This is a genomic window from Acidovorax sp. Root267 (assembly GCF_001429215.1).
Lineage (GTDB): Bacteria > Pseudomonadota > Gammaproteobacteria > Burkholderiales > Burkholderiaceae_C > Acidovorax > Acidovorax radicis.
Genome location: NZ_LMJC01000012.1, coordinates 765,560 through 786,557, shown reverse-complemented (window position 1 = coordinate 786,557; position 20,998 = coordinate 765,560). Strand labels below are relative to the sequence as shown.

Annotated in this window: 18 protein-coding genes; 6 read left to right on the top strand and 12 right to left on the bottom strand. The window is 66.5% G+C overall.

Annotated features, from left to right (window positions below; all coding sequences use genetic code 11):
- Positions 1 to 4 precede the first annotated feature (4 nt).
- The 6 genes from ASE39_RS13075 to ASE39_RS13050 form a co-directional block, all read right to left on the bottom strand.
- The gene (locus tag ASE39_RS13075; protein ID WP_010464360.1) at positions 5 to 730 is read right to left on the bottom strand and encodes an ABC transporter ATP-binding protein; all 726 of its coding nucleotides are present in this window, start codon (positions 728 to 730) and stop codon (positions 5 to 7) included.
- Positions 723 to 1,493, bottom strand: coding sequence for an ABC transporter ATP-binding protein (locus ASE39_RS13070; protein WP_057227378.1), 771 nt, complete (start codon positions 1,491 to 1,493; stop codon positions 723 to 725). Before ASE39_RS13070 ends, ASE39_RS13075 begins: the two co-directional genes overlap by 8 nt.
- Positions 1,490 to 2,452: a branched-chain amino acid ABC transporter permease gene (locus ASE39_RS13065; RefSeq protein ID WP_057271484.1), complete on the bottom strand. Its 963-nt coding sequence runs from the start codon at positions 2,450 to 2,452 to the stop codon at positions 1,490 to 1,492. Before ASE39_RS13065 ends, ASE39_RS13070 begins: the two co-directional genes overlap by 4 nt.
- A complete protein-coding gene (locus tag ASE39_RS13060) occupies positions 2,452 to 3,324 on the bottom strand; it encodes a branched-chain amino acid ABC transporter permease (protein ID WP_010464364.1) in 873 nt (290 codons plus the stop codon). Before ASE39_RS13060 ends, ASE39_RS13065 begins: the two co-directional genes overlap by 1 nt.
- 243 nt (positions 3,325 to 3,567) lie before the next feature.
- On the bottom strand, positions 3,568 to 4,755 hold the full coding sequence (locus ASE39_RS13055; RefSeq protein ID WP_057227380.1) for an ABC transporter substrate-binding protein: 1,188 nt from the start codon (positions 4,753 to 4,755) through the stop codon (positions 3,568 to 3,570).
- A gap of 315 nt (positions 4,756 to 5,070) precedes the next feature.
- Positions 5,071 to 5,838 carry a GntR family transcriptional regulator gene (locus ASE39_RS13050; protein ID WP_057227382.1) on the bottom strand — a complete coding sequence of 256 codons (768 nt, stop codon included), beginning with the start codon at positions 5,836 to 5,838 and terminating at the stop codon, positions 5,071 to 5,073.
- A 291-nt stretch (positions 5,839 to 6,129) separates the two neighbouring features.
- Here ASE39_RS13050 and ASE39_RS13045 point away from each other — a divergent pair, with 291 nt between their 5' ends.
- Positions 6,130 to 7,185, top strand: a complete 1,056-nt coding sequence (locus tag ASE39_RS13045) for an aromatic ring-hydroxylating dioxygenase subunit alpha (RefSeq protein WP_010464367.1) — start codon at positions 6,130 to 6,132, stop codon at positions 7,183 to 7,185.
- Positions 7,182 to 8,147 carry a PDR/VanB family oxidoreductase gene (locus ASE39_RS13040; protein ID WP_010464368.1) on the top strand — a complete coding sequence of 322 codons (966 nt, stop codon included), beginning with the start codon at positions 7,182 to 7,184 and terminating at the stop codon, positions 8,145 to 8,147. Before ASE39_RS13045 ends, ASE39_RS13040 begins: the two co-directional genes overlap by 4 nt.
- A 281-nt stretch (positions 8,148 to 8,428) precedes the next feature.
- Here ASE39_RS13040 and ASE39_RS13035 read toward each other — a convergent pair whose 3' ends face one another.
- The 3 genes from ASE39_RS13035 to ASE39_RS13025 all read right to left on the bottom strand — a co-directional run bounded on the left by ASE39_RS13035 (position 8,429) and on the right by ASE39_RS13025 (position 14,660).
- The gene (locus ASE39_RS13035) at positions 8,429 to 8,779 is read right to left on the bottom strand and encodes an HPF/RaiA family ribosome-associated protein (RefSeq protein ID WP_057271386.1); all 351 of its coding nucleotides are present in this window, start codon (positions 8,777 to 8,779) and stop codon (positions 8,429 to 8,431) included.
- Positions 8,780 to 9,109: 330 nt separating this feature from the next.
- Positions 9,110 to 11,119, bottom strand: a complete 2,010-nt coding sequence (locus tag ASE39_RS13030; protein ID WP_057227385.1) for an adenylate/guanylate cyclase domain-containing protein — start codon at positions 11,117 to 11,119, stop codon at positions 9,110 to 9,112.
- The gene (locus ASE39_RS13025) at positions 11,091 to 14,660 is read right to left on the bottom strand and encodes a TonB-dependent receptor (protein ID WP_057271385.1); all 3,570 of its coding nucleotides are present in this window, start codon (positions 14,658 to 14,660) and stop codon (positions 11,091 to 11,093) included. The genes ASE39_RS13030 and ASE39_RS13025 overlap by 29 nt, the downstream gene beginning before the upstream one ends.
- A gap of 293 nt (positions 14,661 to 14,953) precedes the next feature.
- Between ASE39_RS13025 and ASE39_RS13020 the strand changes: the two genes are divergently transcribed.
- Positions 14,954 to 15,826 carry a type 1 glutamine amidotransferase gene (locus ASE39_RS13020; protein WP_010464372.1) on the top strand — a complete coding sequence of 291 codons (873 nt, stop codon included), beginning with the start codon at positions 14,954 to 14,956 and terminating at the stop codon, positions 15,824 to 15,826.
- Here the strand turns inward: ASE39_RS13020 and ASE39_RS13015 are convergent.
- Positions 15,823 to 16,743: a LysR family transcriptional regulator gene (locus ASE39_RS13015; RefSeq protein ID WP_057271483.1), complete on the bottom strand. Its 921-nt coding sequence runs from the start codon at positions 16,741 to 16,743 to the stop codon at positions 15,823 to 15,825. The two genes, ASE39_RS13020 and ASE39_RS13015, sit on opposite strands and share 4 nt — an antisense overlap.
- A 76-nt stretch (positions 16,744 to 16,819) precedes the next feature.
- Between ASE39_RS13015 and ASE39_RS13010 the strand changes: the two genes are divergently transcribed.
- Together ASE39_RS13010 and ASE39_RS13005 are read left to right on the top strand one after the other, a co-directional pair.
- Positions 16,820 to 17,170 (top strand): protocatechuate 4,5-dioxygenase subunit alpha, encoded by a 351-nt coding sequence (locus ASE39_RS13010; protein ID WP_057227388.1) that lies wholly within the window; start codon positions 16,820 to 16,822, stop codon positions 17,168 to 17,170.
- Between the two features lie 120 nt (positions 17,171 to 17,290).
- A complete protein-coding gene (locus ASE39_RS13005) occupies positions 17,291 to 18,136 on the top strand; it encodes a class III extradiol dioxygenase family protein (protein ID WP_057271384.1) in 846 nt (281 codons plus the stop codon).
- Between the two features lie 25 nt (positions 18,137 to 18,161).
- On the opposite strand, the gene ASE39_RS13000 is transcribed toward ASE39_RS13005, so the two are convergent.
- Positions 18,162 to 18,506: a VOC family protein gene (locus tag ASE39_RS13000; protein WP_057227392.1), complete on the bottom strand. Its 345-nt coding sequence runs from the start codon at positions 18,504 to 18,506 to the stop codon at positions 18,162 to 18,164.
- 103 nt (positions 18,507 to 18,609) lie between these two features.
- The gene (locus ASE39_RS12995; RefSeq protein WP_057271383.1) at positions 18,610 to 19,479 is read right to left on the bottom strand and encodes a helix-turn-helix domain-containing protein; all 870 of its coding nucleotides are present in this window, start codon (positions 19,477 to 19,479) and stop codon (positions 18,610 to 18,612) included.
- A 221-nt stretch (positions 19,480 to 19,700) separates the two neighbouring features.
- Here ASE39_RS12995 and ASE39_RS12990 point away from each other — a divergent pair, with 221 nt between their 5' ends.
- Positions 19,701 to 20,993 carry a putative DNA modification/repair radical SAM protein gene (locus tag ASE39_RS12990; RefSeq protein ID WP_057271382.1) on the top strand — a complete coding sequence of 431 codons (1,293 nt, stop codon included), beginning with the start codon at positions 19,701 to 19,703 and terminating at the stop codon, positions 20,991 to 20,993.
- The last annotated feature ends 5 nt before the right edge of the window (positions 20,994 to 20,998 follow it).

Below are 20,998 nucleotides of genomic sequence, written 5' to 3'. Positions count from 1 at the left end.
ACCACTACCTTGCCACGCCCAGCAGGCGGTCGAGCAACTCGGGCTGCGCACTCAGCTCGGCGGCCGTTCCGGTGTGCACCACCGTGCCCCGGTCCAGCACGGCGGCGCGGTCTGAGATGGCCAGTATGGCCTGCGGATGCTGCTCCACGATGATGGCCGAGAGACCCTCTTCGCGCGTGATGCGGCGGATGGCGCGCAGCAGCTCTTCCACGATGATGGGCGCGAGGCCTTCGAGCGGCTCATCCAGCAGCAGCAGGCGTGGGTTGAGCACCAACGCGCGGCCCACGGCCAGCATCTGCTGCTCGCCCCCCGACAGCTGTGTGCCCAGGTTGGTCTTGCGCTCGGCCAGGCGCGGGAACATTTCGTACACGCGCTCAGGCGTCCAGGGCCGGGCGCTGGAGCCCTTGCGGCCGGGGCGCGCCACGGCCGTGAGGTTCTCGTGCACCGTGAGCGACTTGAAGATATTGCGCTCTTGCGGCACCCAGCCAATACCGGCGGCTGCGCGCTCGTGCGACGGCAGCTTGTGCAGCGCCACGCCGCCTAGGCTCACGCTGCCCGCATGCTGGCGCGTGGCCCCGGCCAGCGTGTTGATGAGCGTGGTCTTGCCCGTGCCATTGCGGCCCAGCAGGGCCAGTGTGTCGCCCTCGGGCAGGGCCAGTGAAATGCCTTGCAGCACCACGGCCTCGCCATAGCCCGCACTCAGGCCCTCGATGCGCAAGAGTTCAGACATGGGCGTCCTCCCCGTGTCCCAGATACACGGCCTTCACCTGCGGGTCGTTCGCAATGGTGTCCGGGTCGCCCTCGGTAAGCACGGTGCCGTTGACCAGCACCGTCATGCGGTTGGCGAAGCTGAAAACCAGGTCCATATCGTGTTCGATCAAAAGCACCGAGACATCGGCGGGCAGGGCTGCCACGGTCTGCAGCAGTTCCTCACGCTCCCCCGCAGGCACGCCGGCCACGGGCTCATCCAGCAGCAGCACGCGCGGCTCACAGGCTAGGGCAATCGCAATTTCGAGCAGGCGGCGCTTGCCGTAGGCCAGCACGCGTGTTTCCTCGGCCATCACCGAGGTGAGGTGGAACTGCTCCAGCAGTTGCTCGCAGCGCTCGGTGACGGCCTTGCGCGCACCCAGCGGTTGCCACCATTTGCCGCCCAGGCCTTGCTGTTGCGACACGGTGAGCGCCAGCGTCTCCAGCGGCGTGAGGGTGTCGAACAGCTGGTTGATCTGGAACGTGCGCACCATGCCGCGCTGCACCCGTTGGTGCGGCGCAAGGCGGGTGATGTCCTGGCCTTCCAACGTGATCGAGCCTTCGGTGGGCTCCAGCACGCCGGTCAGCAGGTTGATGAGCGTGGTCTTGCCCGCACCGTTGGGGCCGATGAGCGCATGGCGTGCGCCCTTTTTCAGATTCAGCGTGACGTTGTTGGTGGCGGTGATGCCGCCAAAGCGCATGACGAGCCCCTGCGCGGAGAGCACGGTGGTGTTATCGGTGTTCATGCGTTTCTCCCGAACCACGTCCAGGGACGAAATAGCCGTTCGCGCCCCACCAGCACCAGCACCACGAGGAACAGGCCGATCCAGAACGTCCAGTACTGGGGCGTGACCGACGAGATCACGTCCTGCAGCAGCTTGAAGCCAATAGCGCCCAGGATGCCGCCATAGAGCCAGCCCACGCCGCCGATCACGAGGATCAGCATCACGTCGGCCGAGCGGTGGAACTCAAACAGATCAAGCGATGCAAAACCTGTGGTCTGCGTAAGCAAGGCGCCCGCAGCCCCGGCCAGCGCGGCGGCCAGCGTATACACCTGAGCAAGTTTGGCCGTGACCGGGATGCCGATGGCCATGGCGCGCAGCCGGTTGTCGCGGATGGCCTTGAGCGTGGCACCAAACGGCGATTGCACGATACGCCGAGCGATCAAAAAGAACACCAGCAGCACGGTAAGCGAATACCAGGCAGCAGTGCGGCCGTAGAGGTCGAAATCAAATTTTCCGAGCACGGGGCCCATGACCACTCCCTGCAGGCCATCGGCGCCGCCGGTCAGCCAGTCGAGCTTGTTGGCCAGCTCCAGCATCACCAGGCCCACGCCCAGCGTGACCATGAGGCGGGTGAGATCGGTGCCGCGCATGATGGTGAGCGACGCCACGGCGCCCAGCACCGTGGCCGCAGCAATGCCCACGGCCAGGCCGACCAGCGGATCGGGCATCACATGCTTGGCAAACAGCGCCGCTGCATAGCCGCCCAGCCCGAAGAAGGCCGCATGGCCCAGCGAGACGATGCCGGTGTAGCCCAGGATCAGGTCCAGCGACAGGGCAAACAGCGCGACGATGGCGATCTCGTTGATGATGAGCGCATGGCTGGGCAGTGCCAGCGGCGCCACGAAGGCCAGCAGCCAGAGCACGAGCTCCCACCAGTGGAAGCGGCGCGCTTGCAACAAGGTGTTTTGCGGGTTCGCCATCATTTGCCTCCCTTGCGCACAAAGAGGCCTTGGGGGCGCCAGATGAGGATCAGGATCATGAGGCTGTACACAATGAAAGCGCCCAGCTTGGGGATGTAGTACTTGCCCGCCACATCGGCAATGCCCAGCAGCAGTGCGGCCAGCAGCGGGCCGGTGATGGACGAGGTGCCGCCCACCGCCACCACGATCAGAAAATAGATCATGAACTTGAGCGGAAAGCTCGGGTCGAGCCCCAGCACCTCGGCGCCCAGCGCACCCCCCAGGCCAGCGAGGCCCGAGCCGAACGCAAAGGTGGACAGGAACACGATGTTCACGTTGATGCCCATGCCAGCGGCCACGCGCTGGTCATCCACGCTGGCGCGCAGACGGCTGCCGAAGCGGGTTTTTGTCAACACGTACTGCAGTGCGATGGTGAGCGCCGCACACACTGCGATGATGAACAACCGATAGTGGCCCATGCCCAGCATCAGCGCGCCCTCGCCAATCTCGGTGCGGCCCTTGAGCCATTCGGGCAGCTGCATGATCTGCTGCGTGGAGCCCACAAAGTAGTCCACGCTGGCCACCGCCATGAACACCAGGCCGATGGAAAACAGCACCTGGTCCAGGTGGGCCTTGTGGTAGAGCGGCCGGTACAACGTGCGCTCCAGCACGCCACCCAGCAACGCCGAGCCCAAAAAGGCCAGCGGCAGGCAGACCAGGAAGGGCACGTCCAGGCGCTGCATGAGCAACACGGTGATGTAGCCCCCCGCCATGGCAAAGGCGCCGTGCGCAAGGTTGATGAAATTCATCAGCCCCATGGTCACGGCCAACCCCACCGCCAGGATGAACAGCAGCATGCCGTAGGCAACGCCGTCAAAAAGAATGGTCAGCATGAAATCACTTCATTGAAGACAAAAAAGGCCCACAGTGCCCAGGGCTGTGGAATTGGGGCGAATCACCAAGGCTGAGCGCTCAACCTGCACGCCCCGGCTTCGACAGGCTCAGCCCGAACGGATGGAGGAAGGCCACCGCCCCTCGCAACCGGCGCGCCCCAGGCGAGGGTCGCCGTGCAAGGGCCGCCCCGCCGCACTGGCGGCGTCCCCCTGTAGGGGGAAGGCGCGCAGCGCCTCAGGGGGTTACTTCGTTTTTCCGGGGTCCTTCACGTCCTTGATGACATCGAATTCCACGTTGTACAGCTGGCCGTTCACACGCTCCACCTTGCGCAGGTACACGTTCTGCACGATGTCACGGGTCTGTGCATCGATGAACACGGGGCCGCGGGGGCTCTCGAAGATCTGACCCTTCATGGCGGTCAGCAGTGCATCACCGCCGCCCGCACCCTTGGTGGCCTTGAGCGCTTCATAGATGACGCGCATGCCGTCGTAGCCGCCCACGGCCATGAAGTTGGGGCGCAGGCCCTTGTTGGCCTTCTCGAAAGCCTCGACAAACTTCTTGTTCAGCGGCGAGGGGTGTGCGGCCGAGTAGTGGTGCGACGTGACCACGCCCAAGGCGCCATCACCCATGTCGTTCAGTTGATCGTCATCGGTCACATCGCCGGTGGCGATGAGCTTGATGCCGGCCTTGTCCATGCCGCGCTCCAGGAACTGCTTCATCACCGCGGCACCCGCGCCCGAAGGCACAAAGACGAACAGTGCGTCGGGCTTGGCGTCGCGCACTTTTTGCAGAAAAGGGGCGAAGTCGGGGTTGCGCAGCGGCACGCGCAGGGCTTCGGTGACCTGGCCGCCGTTGAAGGTCAGGCGCTGGTTGAAATACTTCTCGGCATCGATACCCGGGCCGTAGTCGCTGACCAGGGTCACCACCTTCTTGATGCCGTTCTTGGGCGCCCAGTCGGCCAAGGCCACGGACACCTGGGGCAGCGTAAAGCTGGTGCGCACCACATACGGCGATGCCTCGGTGATGCTGGACGTGGCGGCGGCCATCACCACCAGCGGGGTCTTGGACTGCGTGGCCAAGGGCGCGGTGGCCATGGCCGAGGGCGTGATACCCATGCCGGCGAGCACGTTGACCTTTTCGTTCACCACCAGTTCCTGGGCCAAGCGGCGCGTCACGTCGGGCAGGCTGGTGTCGTCCTTGATGATGAGCTGCACCTTCTTGCCCGCCACGGTGTCACCGTTTTGCGCCATGTAGAGGCGGGCAGCGGCCTCGATCTGGCGGCCAGTGGTGGCTTGCTGGCCCGTCATGGGCAGGATCAGGCCGATCTTGAAGACGTTGTCCTGCGCCGATGCGGGCACTGCGGCCAGGAGGCCCGCGGAAAGGGCCACGGCGGCGGCGGCCGAGGCGCGAAGAAGGCGGCGTTTTTGCATCGTTGTCTCCTGTGGATGTCGTTGTATACAGAAAAATGCTGGAGGGAGTTTGGCGTGGCCCGCGTTATTTCACAAGCGAGAATTCGAGCATTCAGGTATCCCAAAACGGCATAGCCACACCCCGCCAGGCGCGGGGTTATGCGCACCAGGAAGCCTCTGCGCGCATCCCACGGGCGTGCGGATCTGCGGTCCCAGGCGACCTGCGGCATTGCCAATGCCTCGCAATGGCTCAGGCGATCCGATCGCCGTGGCTTTCGCCCTGCGGCCCATCCTGATCCGCAGCCCACACCCACGCTCGATTCGTACAGAGGCGCCCTAGCGGATCAGTTGCACCCCGGGCAGACCCTGCCCCTGGGACGCCTGGACGGCGGCCAGCAGGTTGCGCCGGGTGATGCGCGAATGTTCGCGCATGATGGCCTCGGCCCGCGCGCCTTCGCGCCGCTCGATGGCGTCAAGCGCCTGGCGGTGCTGGTCCTGCGCCACCACCAGCATGTCGCGCGCTTGCGGTGAATGGGTCTGCACCACCACAAAGGCCGATGGCGATGCAAACGGCAGGCCCTTGACCCGGTCCAGCTCGCGGGCCACCACGTCGCTGCCCACCATGCGGCTGAGCAGCCGGTGGAAAAGTGCGTTGAGCTCCACATAGCGCGAAAAGCCCTCGTCATTCAACGTGGGCGGGCTCAGCGTGGCGTCAATCGCGTCCAGGCAGGCATGGGCCTCGGCCAGCACCGCCGGCTCCACACCGCGCTCTGCCGCCAGGCGCGCGGCCAGCCCCTCCATGGTGCCGCGCAGTTCGATGGCATCGGCCACATCGGTCTCGGAAAACGTGCGCACGGCATAGCCCCCGCCGGGCAGCCGGTGCAGCAGGCCCTCCTGCTCCAGCCGCATCAGCGCCGCGCGGATGGGCGTGCGCGAAACGCCCAGCTTTTCGACCAGGGTCAGCTCTGCAATGCGCGCGCCGCCAGGCAGCTCGCCCGCCAGGATCATCTCGCGCAGCCGCAACTGCGCCTTGACGGCCTGGGACGTACCGGCTTCGGCCGCCTCGCCCAAAGAGGCTGCGACCAGGGGTTCGGGAGGGTTCATGGTGGGTGGCGTGGGCAGGGGGAACGGTGCGGAGCAGAAACAAGGCGGGTGCGCGGCACGCCTGGCAGCAATGTATACACAAATCCACTGCGCATCCATCTCAAAGTCCATGGCCATCATACAAAACAACAACTTACGAGATATACCAGAGTGAAATAACTGTTTTATGCCTTTTCTATGTATACATAAATTCCACTTTTTCGCACAATCAGCCCACGAAACACGCGATCTGCCGGCTGGCTGTATACCAAGCCTGCGACGACCACATCCACCCCACGGAGAGAGACAACCATGTTTCCTAAAAACACCTGGTACGTAGCCTGCACACCCGACGAGATCGCCGACAAGCCCCTGGGCCGCACGATTTGCGGCGAAAAAATGGTGTTCTACCGCCCTGCGCCCGACCAGGTCGCCGCGCTGGATGACTTCTGCCCTCACCGGGGTGCTCCGCTGTCGCTGGGCAGCGTGTGTGACGGCCACTTGCAATGCGGCTACCACGGCCTGCGCGTGGAATGCACCGGCAAGTCCGTGTCCATGCCTGGACAGCGTGTGCAGGGCTTTCCCAAGACGCGCAGCTTTCCGGCGGTCGAGCGCTACGGCTTCATCTGGGTGTGGCCCGGTGATGCCGCACAGGCCGACCCCACCAAGATCCACCACCTGCACTGGGCCGACAACCCCGAGTGGGCTTATGGCGGCGGGCTGTACCACATTGCCTGCGACTACCGCCTGATGGTCGACAACCTGATGGACCTCACGCACGAGACCTACGTGCACTCCACCAGCATCGGCCAAAAAGAGATCGACGAGGTGCCCTGCAAGACCCGTGTGGAGGGGGATGAGGTCATCACCAGCCGCTTCATGGAAGGCATCGAAGCCCCTCCCTTCTGGAAGATGGCGCTGCGCATGAACGGCCTGCCCGACGACCAGCTGGTGGACCGCTGGCAGATCTGCCACTTCACGCCGCCCAGCCATGTGCTGATCGAGGTGGGCGTGGCGCTGGCCGGCCACGGCGGCTACGACGCGCCGGCCGACAAGAAGGCATCGAGCATCGTGGTGGACTTCATCACGCCCGAGACCGAGACCTCCATCCACTACTTCTGGGGCATGGCGCGCAACTTCAAACCCCAAGACCCTTCACTGACGACCCAAATCCGCGAAGGCCAGGGCAAGATTTTTGCCGAGGACCAGGAAATGCTGGAGATGCAGCAGCAGAACCTGCTGCGCTACCCCGAACGCAAGCTGCTCATGCTCAACATCGACGCCGGTGGCGTGCAGTCGCGAAAGGTGCTCGACCGCGTCATCGCCGCCGAGCGCGCACCTGAGCCGCAACAGGTGGTGGCCGCATGACCGCGCAGGAAACACTCCAGGTCCGCGTCGTCAGGAAGCAGGCCGAGGCCGATGGCATCGCCAGCTTTGAGCTGGCGCGCGTGGACGGCGCCGCGCTGCCGCCGTTCAGCGCAGGCTCGCACATCGATGTGCATCTGCCTGGTGGTCTGACGCGGCAGTATTCGCTGTGCAACGCCTCGCACGAATCACACCGCTACCGCATTGCCGTGCTGCGCGACCCGGCGTCGCGCGGTGGCTCGGTCGCCATGCACGACAGCGTGCACGAGGGCGACGTGATCACCATCAGCACGCCCCGCAACCACTTTGCGCTGCACCCGGCGCAGCACACGGTGCTGCTGGCGGGCGGCATCGGCGTGACACCCCTGCTGTGCATGGCCGACCGGCTGGCCCGCACCGGTGCGGACTATGCCCTGCACTACTGCACGCGCTCTGCCGAACGCACGGCATTCGCGGGCGAAATCGCCGCATCACCCATGGCGCCGCGTGTGCACTTCCATTTCGATGCAGGAACACCCGAGCAGAAGCTGGACCTGGCCGCCGTGCTGGCCGCGCCCGGCCCGGACAAGCGCCTGTATGTGTGTGGCCCGGCGGGTTTCATCGACCATGTGGTGAACACCGCCAAGGCCATGGGCTGGGCGCAGGACCACATTCACCTGGAGTACTTTGGCGCGCCGGCACAGGACACCTCGGGCGACCAGGGCTTTGAAGTGCGTATTGCCAGCACCGGCAAGGTCTACGCCATCGCGCCCGATGTGTCGGTGGTGGAAGCCCTGCGCGGTGAAGGCATCGACATCCTGACCTCTTGCGAGCAGGGCGTGTGTGGCACCTGCCTTACCCGGGTGCTGGAGGGCGAGGTGGACCACCGCGATATGTACCTGACGGACGAAGAAAAAGCCGCCAACGAACAGTTCATGCCCTGCTGCTCGCGCGCGCGCAGCAAGCTGCTGGTGCTGGATCTGTGAAATTGAACACCCCCTGAGTCGCCTGCGGCACCTCGGTGCCGCCGCCAGAGTCGGCGGCTCTTCGGGCTCGTCCAGACCTGCACAGGCAGGCCCGGAGCCGCAGCCCTCAGCCCCTGAAGGGGGGACGACGCCCACGCTGCGGGGCAGCCCTTGCTCGGCGTCCTTCGCGCTGGGCGCGCCAAGTTCACGCGGTGGCGCGCTCGAGCTGGGCCGAATTACTCCTGAATTTATAGCTGCTAGCGCATATCCATCAAGCGCCAGCAGCCAATTTCATTCAAATTTTACTCTTCCACTGCAGTCCGGATGGTGTCGCGGCCGTGGCGGTCCTTGGCGCGGCCCAGGTCGGTATCGAGGGCGCGGGCCAGCTTGTCGGCGGCGCCGATAAAGGCGTTGGCCATCTTGTCGGCTTCGTCGGTCACGGTAACGGGCTGGCGGCCGGTCACGCGGGCTTCAATGCGGCAGCGCTTGTCGTTGGCGCCGGACTTGCCCGCGTCCAGATCCGACAGAAACACCTCCAGCCGCGTGACGTGGTCCTGAAAGCGCGACAGCCGGCTCCTGGACTCGTCGGTGATCCATTGCGCGAGCGACTCGCCGCCGTGGATGTGGTCGTCGGTGTTGACTTGTACTTGCATCAGGATTCCTTTCAGATGACGTTGCTCAGGGGTCCATGATGGCACCGCAGGCCTTGCCCCCGGTAAACACATGTCAAAACATCCTAAGAACCTGCTCAAGGTCTTTTCGGGGATCACATTGGAGTGCCATCGTGATGGACGTGGATGCTTCGGATGCGCCGCATGGGCTCATGCCCATGCAGGCAGCCGGGGCGCCAAAGCTCCGAGGTCGTTGGCCCGATTTCACTCCAACCCTTCGGGCAAGTGCCTTGCCGGGCGGTCTGCGACGTTGCGGCGCTTGCCATCCCGGCAAGGCACTTGTGCGACCCCGAAAAGATCTTGAACAGGCTCTTACAACTTGTCCAGCGCCACGGCGGGCGACCAGTCACTGCCAGCGGGCAAGGCGCGCGCCACTTCCACGCGTTCCTGCAGGCGCAGCGCCGCCGCATCATCGGGCACGCGCGCCAGCACCTGCGCAAGATAGCCCTTGGCGCGCTCCCAGTCGCGCGCTTGGAAGGCGTCCAGCGCAGCCAGGCTGGCATCGCGCACCGCGGCATCGTCGCATGGCGTGAACACGCGCACCGGCTCGGTCTTGCCCTTGACGATCACGTCGTCCAGCGCACGCAGTGACACCGTGGGCGGCAGTTGGGCTGCGGTGGCGGCCGACAACAAGATGCCGGTGCCAAACGCCTTGTTGGCCCCCTCCAGCCGGGCGGCCAGGTTCACGGCATCACCAATCGCGGTGTACGAAAAGCGCTGCTCCGAACCCACGTTGCCCACCACCACACGCCCCGTGTGCAGGCCAATGCGCATGTGGATGGGCGGCAGGCCCCGCGCACGCAGGTCGGCCACCAGTACCGCCATGGCCTGCTGCATGGCGACGGCGGCGGCCACGGCGTGTTCGGCGTGCTGCGGATCGTCCAGTGGCGCCCCCCAGAAGGCCATCACGGCGTCGCCGATGAACTTGTCCACCGTACCGCCCGTGGCGTGCACGATGGGTGTCATGGCGTTGAAGTACGCAGTGAGCACTTCCACCGTCTGCTCGGCGCTCAGCTGCTCCGACAGGGTGGTGAAGTTGGCCAGGTCGGTGAACATGAGCGTGACCTCGCGCGCCTCGCCGCCCAGGCGCATCAGATCAGGCTGCGCAATGAGGCGCGAGACCACGGCGGGCGGCACGTACTGCGCAAACATCGCCCGCGTCTGGCGCGCGCGCCGGCGCACAAAGGCGTAGCCCGCCAGCGCCGCTGCGCCGTAGACCGCCATCGCTGCCGCTGCAGGCAGCAATGGAGGCCACCACAGCTGAAAACGTCCAAACAGCCACCACGAGGCCCCCGCTATTGCCGCCACCAGCGCTGCTGCCAGCGCCGCGGCGCCCGCTGGGTGCAGTCTGCGGTTGCCCCACAGCAGCAAGGGCACCAGCAGCAGCACGAGCGCCAGCGTCCAGGCGTCCGAAACGCTGCGCAGCCCACCGCCGGTGAGGTAGTTGTCCACCAGCGTGGCCTGGAGCTCCACCCCAGGAAACAGGCGCTCGCCCCCTGCGGTGCCAAACGGCGAATTGAACAGGTCGGCCTGCGACCGCGACAACTCGGTCGCGGTGCGTGCAGACCGCCCCACCAGCACGATCTTGTTCTTGAAAAAGCCTGCGGGCAGCAGGCCCGGCTCCAGCGCCTGGTAGTACGAGCGCGTGTCAAACGTGCCGCGCGGGCCCCGGTAGCCGATCCAGTCGAAGTGGCGCAGCACCGGCATCTTGCCGCGCGCCTCGGCCGCGCGCTGCGCCAGCCGCAGGGCAAAACTCTCGCGTGCCACGGGGACGCGGCGCACCACGAAGTCGTCGTCGGGCTCCACCCCCGCATCGCCCGCATCGGCCCCGGCGTCCAGGAACCGCTGCAGTGGCATCACGTCCAGCCACAGCGCAGCGTTGCTGCTGTCGATCTTTTCGCGCGTGGCGGCCAGCACCACGGGGCCGGTCTCTGCGATGGCCTGCGCGAGCGATGCATCTTCGGCCTCGGTAGACGGGTCGGCGAACACGATGTCCAGGCCTATGGCCGCGGCGCCCTCGTCGTGCAAACGCTGCAAGAGCGCTGCATGCACGCTGCGCGGGAAGGGCCAGGTGTGCTGCAGCTCCTGAAACGTGGGTTCGTCAATCGCCAGGATCACCACGGGCAGTGCCGTGCGCTGTGGCGCAGTCCAGGCCGTGAGCACGTCGAAGGTCTTGAACTCCAGCGCGTGCCAGGTACGGCTGAACGTGGCCGCCCCCAGCAGCAGCAACGCCAGCGCGCAAGCTGCCAGCGCATAGAACTGTTGCTGGCGCCGGACCGCTGGCGATGCGGAGTCAGAAACGGTAGCGCGCGTCCAGGACATACCGGGTCTTTCTGCGGTCTGACTTTGGCGCCCACAGGTTCAATGCGGCCACGCCCACCACCCAGTGTTTGTCCTGCGATTCCCAGAAGCCCATCAGGTCCACGCCCCAGCCCGGCGCCATGCGCGTGAGGTTTTCCTTGTCTTCAAAACGCTCCGACCGGTACACCGCACGGCCACTGACGTAAAACCGCTGCGGACTGACCCAGGTCGCACCCAGCACGGCCGTATGGCGCGGGATGTAGGGAATCCGGCCCACCAGCCCATCCGTGTCGTAACTGCGGCTTTCGCTGCCCTGGTAGAGGTATTTGGCATAGCCCGACCAGCGCCGGCTGAACATGTGGTTGACGCCTGCGCCCAAGGTCTTGAGGGTGCCAGCGTCGAAGCTAGGCGTGTCTTCCAGCAGGTCGGTGGTGGAGAGGTTGACCAGCTGGACGTTGCGCATTTCTTCGAGGAACGGCAGGCTCGGGGTCCGCAGGTCGACGCCCACCGTGCCGGGGTTGCGCACGCGCAGGTGGTCTGCGCGCAGGCTGAGGAAGGTGCTGGCCCCCAGCTCCATGCCCAATTGCGCCACGGTACGCTTGTGGCGGCCACCGGCTTCGACCAGCCGGTCCTCAACGGGAATGCCCGCTGTCTCCACACTGGTGAGTGTCGAAACACTGAGCGGCCGCAGCCAGTCCTGGTAGGCCATGCGCACGGTGGTGCCTGCGGCGGGTTGCCACACCATGCCTACGCGGGGGGTGACGACGCGCTCCATTTCGGCGCGACGCGCCTCCACCTCACTAAATCGGTCCAGCCCGACCAGGTAGCTTTGCGTCAGGCCATCCACGCGGTGGCGTATCTGCTGCAACCCCAACGCGGCGTCCAGGTTCAGCGCCGGGTCCAGCCGCTGCGACGTCGCCAGGGTAAGGCCCGTGTAGCGCCGATCCACGTGGTTGTAGCCGCCTACCAGCAGGTAATCACGATAGGGCCCCTCGCCGGGAATGTCGGCGCCCACCACGGCCTCGCCACCGATCAGGTTGTTCTGGCGCTCGCGCACATGCTCCAGCGCCACGCTCCATCGGCTCCCGGGCGTGGTGTCCACGGTGTGGCGCAGCTGCAGGTCATTGATCTGCTTCTTGGGCTCGCTGCTCACGCCCATCAGGCTCACAAACGGCGGATCCAGGTACACGGTGGGATAGCGCAGCAACAGGATGTTTTCCACGCTGCGGCCCAGCTTGACCCAGGTCTGTTCGGTCGGCCCCCAGCGGTAGGACATGCCCACGGCGCCCTGGGTGTTGGTGTTGTCCATCGACGTCTCGAACAGGTTCTGGCTGCGCAGGCGCATGTCGAACTGGTTCACATAGGCAAACAGGTTGATGCGCTCGTTGGGCTGCATGCCAGCCCCCACCGTGACTGCCCGAGCGCGCACGTCGCCATAGCCACCGCGCACGGCTGGCGCATCGTTGACCTGGAGGTCAAACGGGAACTCGCTGGCATTGGCCGACTGCGCCTTGAAGAACCACGACACGGGCACACGGCTGTTGTCCATGCCGTTGAGCGTGACCGCGGGGGCACGCATGCGGTACTGGTCGCGGTCCAGCGTCACCCCCACCGCCCCATGGGCCCCAGGTTGCTGCAACAGTGACGAATAGCGTTGACTCGCACCAAACGCCATGGGGTCGGTGAGAAAACCCTGGAACAGCGCGGAGTTCTTGTTGAACTCGCCCGCATACCGGTCCGCCAGAAACAGGTGGCTACCGCCCCAGTAGGGATAAAAACTCTGCTGCGCCAGCTCCAGCGCCCAGTCTTCCATGCCAAAGAAGGCCATGGATGCGCCCAGGTTGGCACTGCCTTTCTGGTCGTTGGCGACCTGGTTGAGCGACTTCAGGTACGGCATGCGCGCCACGGCGGCGCGGGCCGCCTCCACCGCTTCGCCGGGCTGGAACAGGTCGGTGTGGATCTGTGCGAGCAGCATGTAGGGCACGGGGTCCTTGTCGTCCAGGCTGCTCGCCTGGTGCAGCGTGGCCAGTGCGTCCCGGTGGCGACCCAGCTGGTAGTACGCCACGGCCGTCCAGGTCTTGGCGCGCGCGTAGCGGGGCTCCATCACGCCCGCGCGCAAGAACGCATCCAGCGCCGCCTGCGGGTGGCCCTGCTTGAGGTGCAGCAGCCCCTGGCCCGTGAGCGCCACGTAGTCCACCGGGTTATCGCCCAGCGCGGTGGCAAAGGCCTGGCCCGCCTCGGTGAACTGGTTGGCGAAGGTTTCCAGCGTGCCCAGTTCGCCCCAGGCGCCGGGGCTTTGTGGCGAGAGGGCCAGCGCCTGCTGCAGGTTGGCACGGGCGGGGCGCGCATCTTCGCGTTCGGTGTGGGCGCTGCCCAGGCCCTGCCAACCCCGGGCGTCTTGCGGCGCCAGCTGCGTGGCCTCGGTGTACGCACCCAGCGTGCCGGGTGCATCGCCACGGCGCCGGGCCAGCTCGGCGCGCACCATCGCAAGCTCCGCGTGCGCCGCGCCCTGTGCAGGGGCCAGCGTGGCGGTGGCCTCGTCCACGCGGTCGCTCAGCAGTTGTACCCGGGCCAGCTGCGCCACCAGGGCCGGGTGCGCGGGCCAGCGCTGCAGGGCGGTGCGCAATGTGGCCACCGCGGCGGGCGCTTCGCCGTCCATGAGCTGCACATCCGACTGCATGAGCCAGACCGGCAGCGGGGCCGCCGGTGTGGCTGCCTGGCGGGCCAATTGTTCGCGCGCGGCGAGGACGTCGCCGGCCTGCAGTGCGATGGCGGTTTCCATCACGGCCACCCAGGGTGCTGGTGCGCTGCCAGATGTTTGTGCCTGCGCCAGCGCCGCGCGCGCTGCGGGTACATCGCGGGCCACCAGCGCGGCACGCACTGGGGCCAGCGCTTCAGGCACGGGCTCGGCAGCCAGGTGCGGCAGCGGGTCGGCACGCAGGGCATTGACCCACTGGATGCGGTCGCGCGGCTGGCTCAGCACCAGCTTGACCGGGGCCTTGCCCACCTCGGCATAGGCGGCTTCGTTAGCCCCCACCGACACCTGCCCCTGCGCATTGGAAAACTCCACCGTGCCCGACAGCACAGTCAACAAGGTGCGGCCATCGTCTTCCACGCTGATGTCCCAGTCGGTGCCCCGGATCGCCGCCGTGGCAGCCGGGGTCTCCAGGTTCAGCCGGGAGCCGTCGGCGCGGCGTGTCTGCGTCCAGGCCCGGCCAGCGTTGAGCAGTAGCGTGGTCACCGGCTGGGCCGGTGTGGCCACGCCCTTGACCTGCAGCACTGTGTTCTGGTGCAGGCGCAGCTGGGTGTCGTCGGCAAACAGCAGGGCCATCCTGGCAGCCTGCCGGGTGCGCACGAAGTCACCCGTCGCCAGGGATTGGGCCTGGCGCGCCGGCTGCCAGTCGGCCGCAGCGGCGGTGCGCTGGTCGCCCGTGCCCTGCAGACTGACGATCTCTGCGGCAGCACCTGCGGGCACGGCGGCCTGGGCCAACAGCGGCAAGGCCAGAGCGGTCAACGTGGCCAGCGCCGTGAGCGCGGGTAGGCAATGCTTCTTGTGGGACATGTCATGGGCTTTCGGAGAAGGCTGGAATGGCACCACCCGGCGCAACCTCCCTGGCGCCCGGCGAGCAGAAATTATCGCGAGCCCACCCCCCAAAACAGCTTCTTGCCCCGCGCCGCGCAGTTGCATTTTCATGAAGAAAGCCACATTTCGTAGCATTGCGTCACCGGCGACAGCGCCAGCGCAGCCCCGCACGGCCCCTTCCTACAGACGCGGCGCGGGTGCGGTGCTACAAATTGGTAACCCAAGATTGCATTGATCACACGCCCCGCGCGTGTTGCCTGGAGCCTCCAAACATGCCCGCCGCCCGCCGCCTCAAGATTGGTCTGTCTGCCTGCTTTCAACACGCCGACCCCGCCCGCCCGCTGTTCAAGGGCAAAACCCTGCAGTACGTCGAACAGTCCATTGCCCACTGGCTCATGTCGGCCGGGGCCATGGTGGTCATGGTGCCCTGCCCCACTGGCGAGACGGCACGCGGCGACGTGACGCTCGACCACTATGCCGAGTGGCTGGACGGCATCGTCATGCACGGCGGCGCCGATGTGTGGCCGGGCAACTATGGCGAGGAGCCCCTGCGCGAAGAGTGGGTGGGCGACCGCGTGCGCGACCTGTACGACCTGGCGGTCGTCAAGGCGTTTGCCCAGGTCGGCAAGCCCATCTTCGGCGTGTGCCGGGGCCTGCAGCTCATCAACGTGGCCTTTGGCGGCGCGCTGTACCAGGACATCGAGACCCAGCACCCCGGCGCGCAGCAACACCGCAACGCCAGCACGTACGACCAGCACTTTCACGACATCCACATCGTGCCCGACTCGCACCTGGCCAAGTTGTACCCAGACACACCACGTGCACGCGTCAACAGCATCCACCACCAGGGCATCAAGCGGGTAGCGCCGGACTTTGTCGTCGAAGCGCTGAGTGAGCCCGACGGCGTGCCTGAAGCGATCCGCCTGCAACCGGCACCGGGCCGTGGCTACATCGCCGCCACGCAGTGGCACCCCGAGTTTCACAAGGTCGGCTCGGACACGCTGGACGACACCGCCATCCTGGAGGATTTTCTGTCTGCCTGCGAACTGGCCAAGGCCAGCCCACGGACGGTAGCCCATCCCTCGCCGCCCCTGCGTGAACGGGCGTCACGGCTGCTGCGGCGGGCGCTGGCAAAGCGGGCCTAGCCCCCCTTCCCCATGGCAGGCCCGACTACCGCCTGTATCTGCCCGCGCAGCCAGCGGTGTGCCGCGTCTTGCTGGTAGCGCATGTGCCAGATCAGGTACATGGGAAGGCTGGGGCAGGCCACCGGTACGGGCACACCTGCCAGCGCGGCCAATGCGGTGCGCCCCATCAATGACGGCGCCGTGGTGAGCAGCAAAGTGCCCCGCACAAACGCGGGCAGTGCAGCAAAGCCCGGCACACGCACCACCACCCGGCGGTGCACACCGCGCGCGTCGAGCTGACGGTCCAGGTCCAGCCCCCGGCGCGCCTCATAGGCCACAGTGGCGTGGTCGGCCGCCAGGTAGTCCGCCTCTGAAGTCGGGGCGTTGCGCACCGCAGGGTCGTAGAACACGCGGTACTGGTCTTCAAACAAGCGCTTTTGCACGATGTCGGTGCCCTCGGGTGGGCGAGGGCTGATGACGAGCTGGCACGCGCCGGACCGCAGCAGCTCGGCGCTGGGCGCGCCGCTGGGCACGATGCGCAGCGTGACGCCCGGTGCAGCGCTGCGCAGGCGCACGGCCAGCGCGGGCAAAAGCAGGTCGCGCTGAAAGTCGTTGGCGGCGATGGTCAGCTCGGTCTGCCAGGCGCGCGGGTCAAAGTCGGCCCCTTGGGCAAACAACTGCATCTGGTGCAGCATGTCGCGCGCGGGCTGGGCCAGCGCCTCGGCGCGTGCGGTGGGCACAATGCCGCGCCCGCGCTTCACAAACAGCGGGTCGTCGGTGATGGCGCGCAGCTTGTCGAGCAAATGGCTCACCGCCGACTGGGTGACGCCCAGGCGCTCGGCAGCCGCCGTGATGCTGCCCGTCTCCAGCACCGCCAGCAGCAGCTTCAGCAGGTGCCCGTCCAGCTGTGATCCATCGAATTTGCTCATGCATTCGATGATCTTGGGCCCCTTCATCTTTGGCAATGCCGTCGCGACACTGCGGGCTGACTTACATCAAGCCCCGGAGACTTCCATGCCTTCCCGCAACCCCCCGATCCCCGGCACCACGCCGTTCGATGGCGACCAGGCCCGCAAGGGCTATGCGCTGAACAAGATGTGCTTTTCGTTCAACAACGAGGCCAACCGCAAGGCCTTTGTGGCCGACGAAGAGGCGTACATGAAGCAGTACGGCCTGAACGAGCAGCAGGCTGCCGCCATCCGCGCCAAGAACGTGCTGCAGCTGATTGCCGCAGGCGGCAACGCCTACTACCTGGCCAAGTTTGCAGGCATCTTCAAGCTGGACATGCAGGACATCGGCGCGCAGCAGACGGGCATGACCAAAGACGAATTCAAAGCCATGCTGGTCGCAGCGGGCAAAGACTAAGCCCCCACGCACCCCACTGCGTGTGGTTCGCTGCCCCCAAAGGGGGCCGCAGGCGGCTTGGGGCGGCACGGCGCCGCCTGAAGCAACGCACGCCACAACAACCTTCATCAGGAAAATAACATGGCACAACTCATCGGCGGCCTCGGCACCTCGCACATCCCGGCCATTGGCAACGCCATCCACAAGGGCCTGCAGAACGATCCTTACTGGAAGCCCTTCTTCGACGGCTTTCCGCCCATCCGCCAGTGGCTGGGCGAGAAGCAGCCCGACGTGGTGGTGATGTTCTACAACGACCACGGCCTGAACTTCTTTCTCGACAAGATGCCCACCTTTGCCGTGGGCGCAGCGGCGCAATACAACAACGCCGACGAAGGCTGGGGCATCCCCACGTTGCCGCCCTTCCCGGGCGAGGTGGACCTGTCGTGGCACCTCATCAACACGCTGGTTGAGCAGGAGTTTGACGTGACCACCTGCCAGGAGATGCTGGTGGACCACGCCTGCACGCTGCCGCTCAAGCTCTTCTGGCCCGAAGGCGATTGCCCCGTGACGGTGGTGCCGGTGTGCATCAACACCGTGCAGTTTCCGCTGCCCTCGGCCAAGCGCTGCTACGCGTTGGGCAAGGCCGTGGGCCAGGCGATCCAGAGCTGGGACAGCGACAAGAAGGTGGCGGTGATAGCCTCGGGCGGCCTCAGCCACCAGCTCGACGGCGCGCGCGCGGGCTTTATCAACAAGGCGTTTGACCTGCAGTTCATCGAAAGCCTGACCAGCAACCCCGAATGGGCCACGCAGTTCAGCGTGCACGAGCTGGTGGAAAAGACCGGCACGCAGGGCGTGGAATTGCTGATGTGGGTGGCCATGCGGGGCGCCCTGGCCACTGCGAGCGCGGGCGTGCGCCGGGTGCACGGCAACTACCACATCCCGATCTCCAACACCGCCACGGCGGTGATGGCGCTGGAGGCGGTGTAGCGCAGAGCGCTGCGTCCGTTGCCCGTCAGCGCCGTGCGGGCTGGTGCAGCCCAAAGCGGACTCCACCGGGGTCGGCGCACATCAGCAACACGCCAAAACCGGGCTCCTCCGGGCCCGGTGGCTGCACGGTCCCGCCCAGCGCCCGGACACGCTGGGCCGCCTGCGCCGCATCGGCCACTTCAAAGAACGGGGTGATGGACTGCGCAGGGTCTGCGCCGTGCAGGCCGACTTTCATGCCCCCATTCACAAACCAGCCCTCACCCTCCTTCTCCGTGGGCTCAAAAGTCCATTGAAAGAACTGGCTGAAGAACTGCTGCGAAACCTGGGCGTTGTCGGCCCCGATTTCGAGGAATGAGACGTTGGCGTGCATCGAAAGCTCCCTTGAGGAAAACATGGCAAGTGCGCCAGTCTGGGCGCCTTGTGCCCGCACGTCTTGAAGAAAAATGACCTGGTGCCGGGTGGCTCGCAGATCGTCAGCCCCTTGACTCAGCCGTCTCCACCAAACTGGCGGGCTTGCCCGGCACATCGGCAAAACCCGCGCGCTGGTAGGCCGCTGGCGAGCAACCCGCAAAGTGCCGGAACTCCCGGCTCAGGTGGCTCTGGTCGGCAAATCCGCAGCGGGCGGCCAAGTCCGCCAGGTCGGTTTGCCCTGCGGGGCCAGTGACCCCCTCCAGGGCCTGGTGGGCAGCCCCAAACCGCAATCGCCGCGCCAGGCGTTTGGGCGTATCCCCCAACTGGTGGCAGGACTGCAGCGCCAGGTGCCGCTCGCTCCAGCCCACGGCGCGGCACAGGGCCGACACGGGCAGGTTGCCGCGTTGCGCGCTCAGCATCTCCCAGGCCTGCCGCACCGGCGCCTGCACCGTGTGGCGCGACCGGGCCAGCATCCCTTGCAGGCACTGCTGTACCAAGGCAAAGCGCGCGGGCCAATCCGGCGCATGGTGCAGCTGCTCGGACAGCTGCGTGGCCGCGCTGCCCCACACATCGGCCAGTGCAACCACCGAACACGAGAGCACGTCCGGGCTGCCGTGGAACAGCTGAAAGCCCAGCCAGGGCGCCAGCGCGACCTCCACGCAAGACTGCGCGCCCCGATGCTCGGTCACCACCGGCCCGCCACCGAGCCCCACCACCAGGGATTGGTAGGGCTGCAGGGTGCCAGCGGGCAGCCTGACTCCATACGCCGCATGCCAGCCGATGATCAGCTTGATGCCCGCATGCGCGACCTCCAGGCGGCGCAGGGGGTAAGGCAGGTATTCTTCAAAGCCCCACATCGCACAGGCGGTGGCGGGCTGCCCCGGCAGGCCGGGGCCCGGTATGGCCCGGCTCGAGGCAATGGGCGGTGGCATGGGTTCCTCCTGTCGGTCCGTGGATGGTGCCGACGGCCGACCTTACACCGCTCGGCGGCGTGCTCGCCACGGCGGTACAGACACAGGAAGCGGCGCAGCCAACAGGTTTTTTGCTTTTTTGGCCTCTAGCGCTTTACCCATCTACGCCAGAAGCTACTTTTTTGATAGCACGAAAATCCCTTGGGCTGGCTGAAGATGGAGAAATACTGTAAATTCATCCAGTGAATTTACAGTCCAAACTCGCCATCCTGGCCGACGCCGCCAAGTACGACGCCTCGTGCGCATCCAGCGGTGCTGCGCCGCGCGACTCCGTGGGCGGGCGCGGCATGGGGTCCACCGAGGGCATGGGCATCTGCCACAGCTACGCGCCGGACGGGCGCTGCATCTCGCTGCTCAAGATTCTGCTCACCAACTTCTGCCAGTACGACTGCCTGTACTGCGTGAACCGGGTGACCAGCAACGTGCCCCGGGCGCGCTTCACGGTCGACGAGGTGGTGCAGCTCACGCTCGACTTTTACCGCCGCAATTGCATCGAGGGGCTGTTCCTGTCCAGCGGCATCATCCAGAGCCCCGACTACACCATGGAGCAGGTGGTGGAGGTGGCCCGCGTGCTGCGCGAGGAGCACGACTTTCGCGGCTACATCCACTTGAAGACCATCCCCGATGCAGCGCCGGAGCTGATGGAGCGCGCAGGCCGCTATGCGGACCGCCTGTCCATCAACATCGAGCTGCCCACGGCCGAAGGCCTCACGGCCCTGGCGCCAGAAAAAGACAGCGCCGCCATCGACCGCTCCATGGCCCGCATGGCGGTGCACATTGGGCAGGCGCGCGCCGCGCGCAAGGAGCAGGCCGCGCAAACCATCGTGTCGATGCCGCAATCGCGCAACACGCGCCGGGCCAGCGTGCCGCACTTTGCGCCCGGCGGGCAAAGCACGCAGATGATCGTGGGGGCCGATGCCACCAGCGACCGCACCATCCTCGCCACCAGCGCGCGGCTGTACGGCGTGCACCGGCTGCGGCGCGTGTACTACTCGGCTTTCAGCCCCATCCCCGACGCGGCCCGCGCCCTGCCGCTGGCCGCGCCACCCACGGTGCGCGAGCACCGGCTCTACCAGGCCGACTGGCTGATGCGCTTTTACGGTTTCACCCACGACGAGATCGTGCCGCCTAGCCAAGGCGCCCCAGGAGGTCAGGTGGGCATGCTGGCGCTGGACATGGACCCCAAGCTGGCCTGGGCGCTGGCGCACCGCGAGCGCTTTCCGGTCAACCTCAACACCGCCCCGCGCGAGCTGCTGCTGCGCGTGCCGGGTTTTGGTGTGCAGACGGTGGACCGCCTGCTGGCCGCCCGCCGCGCGCGCAGCCTGCGGCATGCGGACCTGGCGCGGCTGCATGTGCCACTGAAAAAAGTGCTGCCCTTTGTGGAGGCGGCCGACTACCGCCCCGGGCGTGCGCTGGACGCAGCGGACCTGGCGACGCAACTGGCGCCGCCGCCGATGCAGCGCAGCCTGTTCTGAGCTGG

Excerpts from the sequence above, each read along its gene's own strand:
- ASE39_RS13075 (WP_010464360.1), bottom strand. The coding sequence starts at position 730 with ATGTCTGAACTCTTGCGCATCGAGGGCCTGAGTGCGGGCTATGGCGAG.
- ASE39_RS13070 (WP_057227378.1), bottom strand. The coding sequence starts at position 1,493 with ATGAACACCGATAACACCACCGTGCTCTCCGCGCAGGGGCTCGTCATG.
- ASE39_RS13065 (WP_057271484.1), bottom strand. The coding sequence starts at position 2,452 with ATGGCGAACCCGCAAAACACCTTGTTGCAAGCGCGCCGCTTCCACTGG.
- ASE39_RS13060 (WP_010464364.1), bottom strand. The coding sequence starts at position 3,324 with ATGCTGACCATTCTTTTTGACGGCGTTGCCTACGGCATGCTGCTGTTC.
- ASE39_RS13055 (WP_057227380.1), bottom strand. The coding sequence starts at position 4,755 with ATGCAAAAACGCCGCCTTCTTCGCGCCTCGGCCGCCGCCGCCGTGGCC.
- ASE39_RS13050 (WP_057227382.1), bottom strand. The coding sequence starts at position 5,838 with ATGAACCCTCCCGAACCCCTGGTCGCAGCCTCTTTGGGCGAGGCGGCC.
- ASE39_RS13045 (WP_010464367.1), top strand. The coding sequence starts at position 6,130 with ATGTTTCCTAAAAACACCTGGTACGTAGCCTGCACACCCGACGAGATC.
- ASE39_RS13040 (WP_010464368.1), top strand. The coding sequence starts at position 7,182 with ATGACCGCGCAGGAAACACTCCAGGTCCGCGTCGTCAGGAAGCAGGCC.
- ASE39_RS13035 (WP_057271386.1), bottom strand. The coding sequence starts at position 8,779 with ATGCAAGTACAAGTCAACACCGACGACCACATCCACGGCGGCGAGTCG.
- ASE39_RS13030 (WP_057227385.1), bottom strand. The coding sequence starts at position 11,119 with ATGTCCTGGACGCGCGCTACCGTTTCTGACTCCGCATCGCCAGCGGTC.
- ASE39_RS13025 (WP_057271385.1), bottom strand. The coding sequence starts at position 14,660 with ATGTCCCACAAGAAGCATTGCCTACCCGCGCTCACGGCGCTGGCCACG.
- ASE39_RS13020 (WP_010464372.1), top strand. The coding sequence starts at position 14,954 with ATGCCCGCCGCCCGCCGCCTCAAGATTGGTCTGTCTGCCTGCTTTCAA.
- ASE39_RS13010 (WP_057227388.1), top strand. The coding sequence starts at position 16,820 with ATGCCTTCCCGCAACCCCCCGATCCCCGGCACCACGCCGTTCGATGGC.
- ASE39_RS13005 (WP_057271384.1), top strand. The coding sequence starts at position 17,291 with ATGGCACAACTCATCGGCGGCCTCGGCACCTCGCACATCCCGGCCATT.
- ASE39_RS13000 (WP_057227392.1), bottom strand. The coding sequence starts at position 18,506 with ATGCACGCCAACGTCTCATTCCTCGAAATCGGGGCCGACAACGCCCAG.
- ASE39_RS12995 (WP_057271383.1), bottom strand. The coding sequence starts at position 19,479 with ATGCCACCGCCCATTGCCTCGAGCCGGGCCATACCGGGCCCCGGCCTG.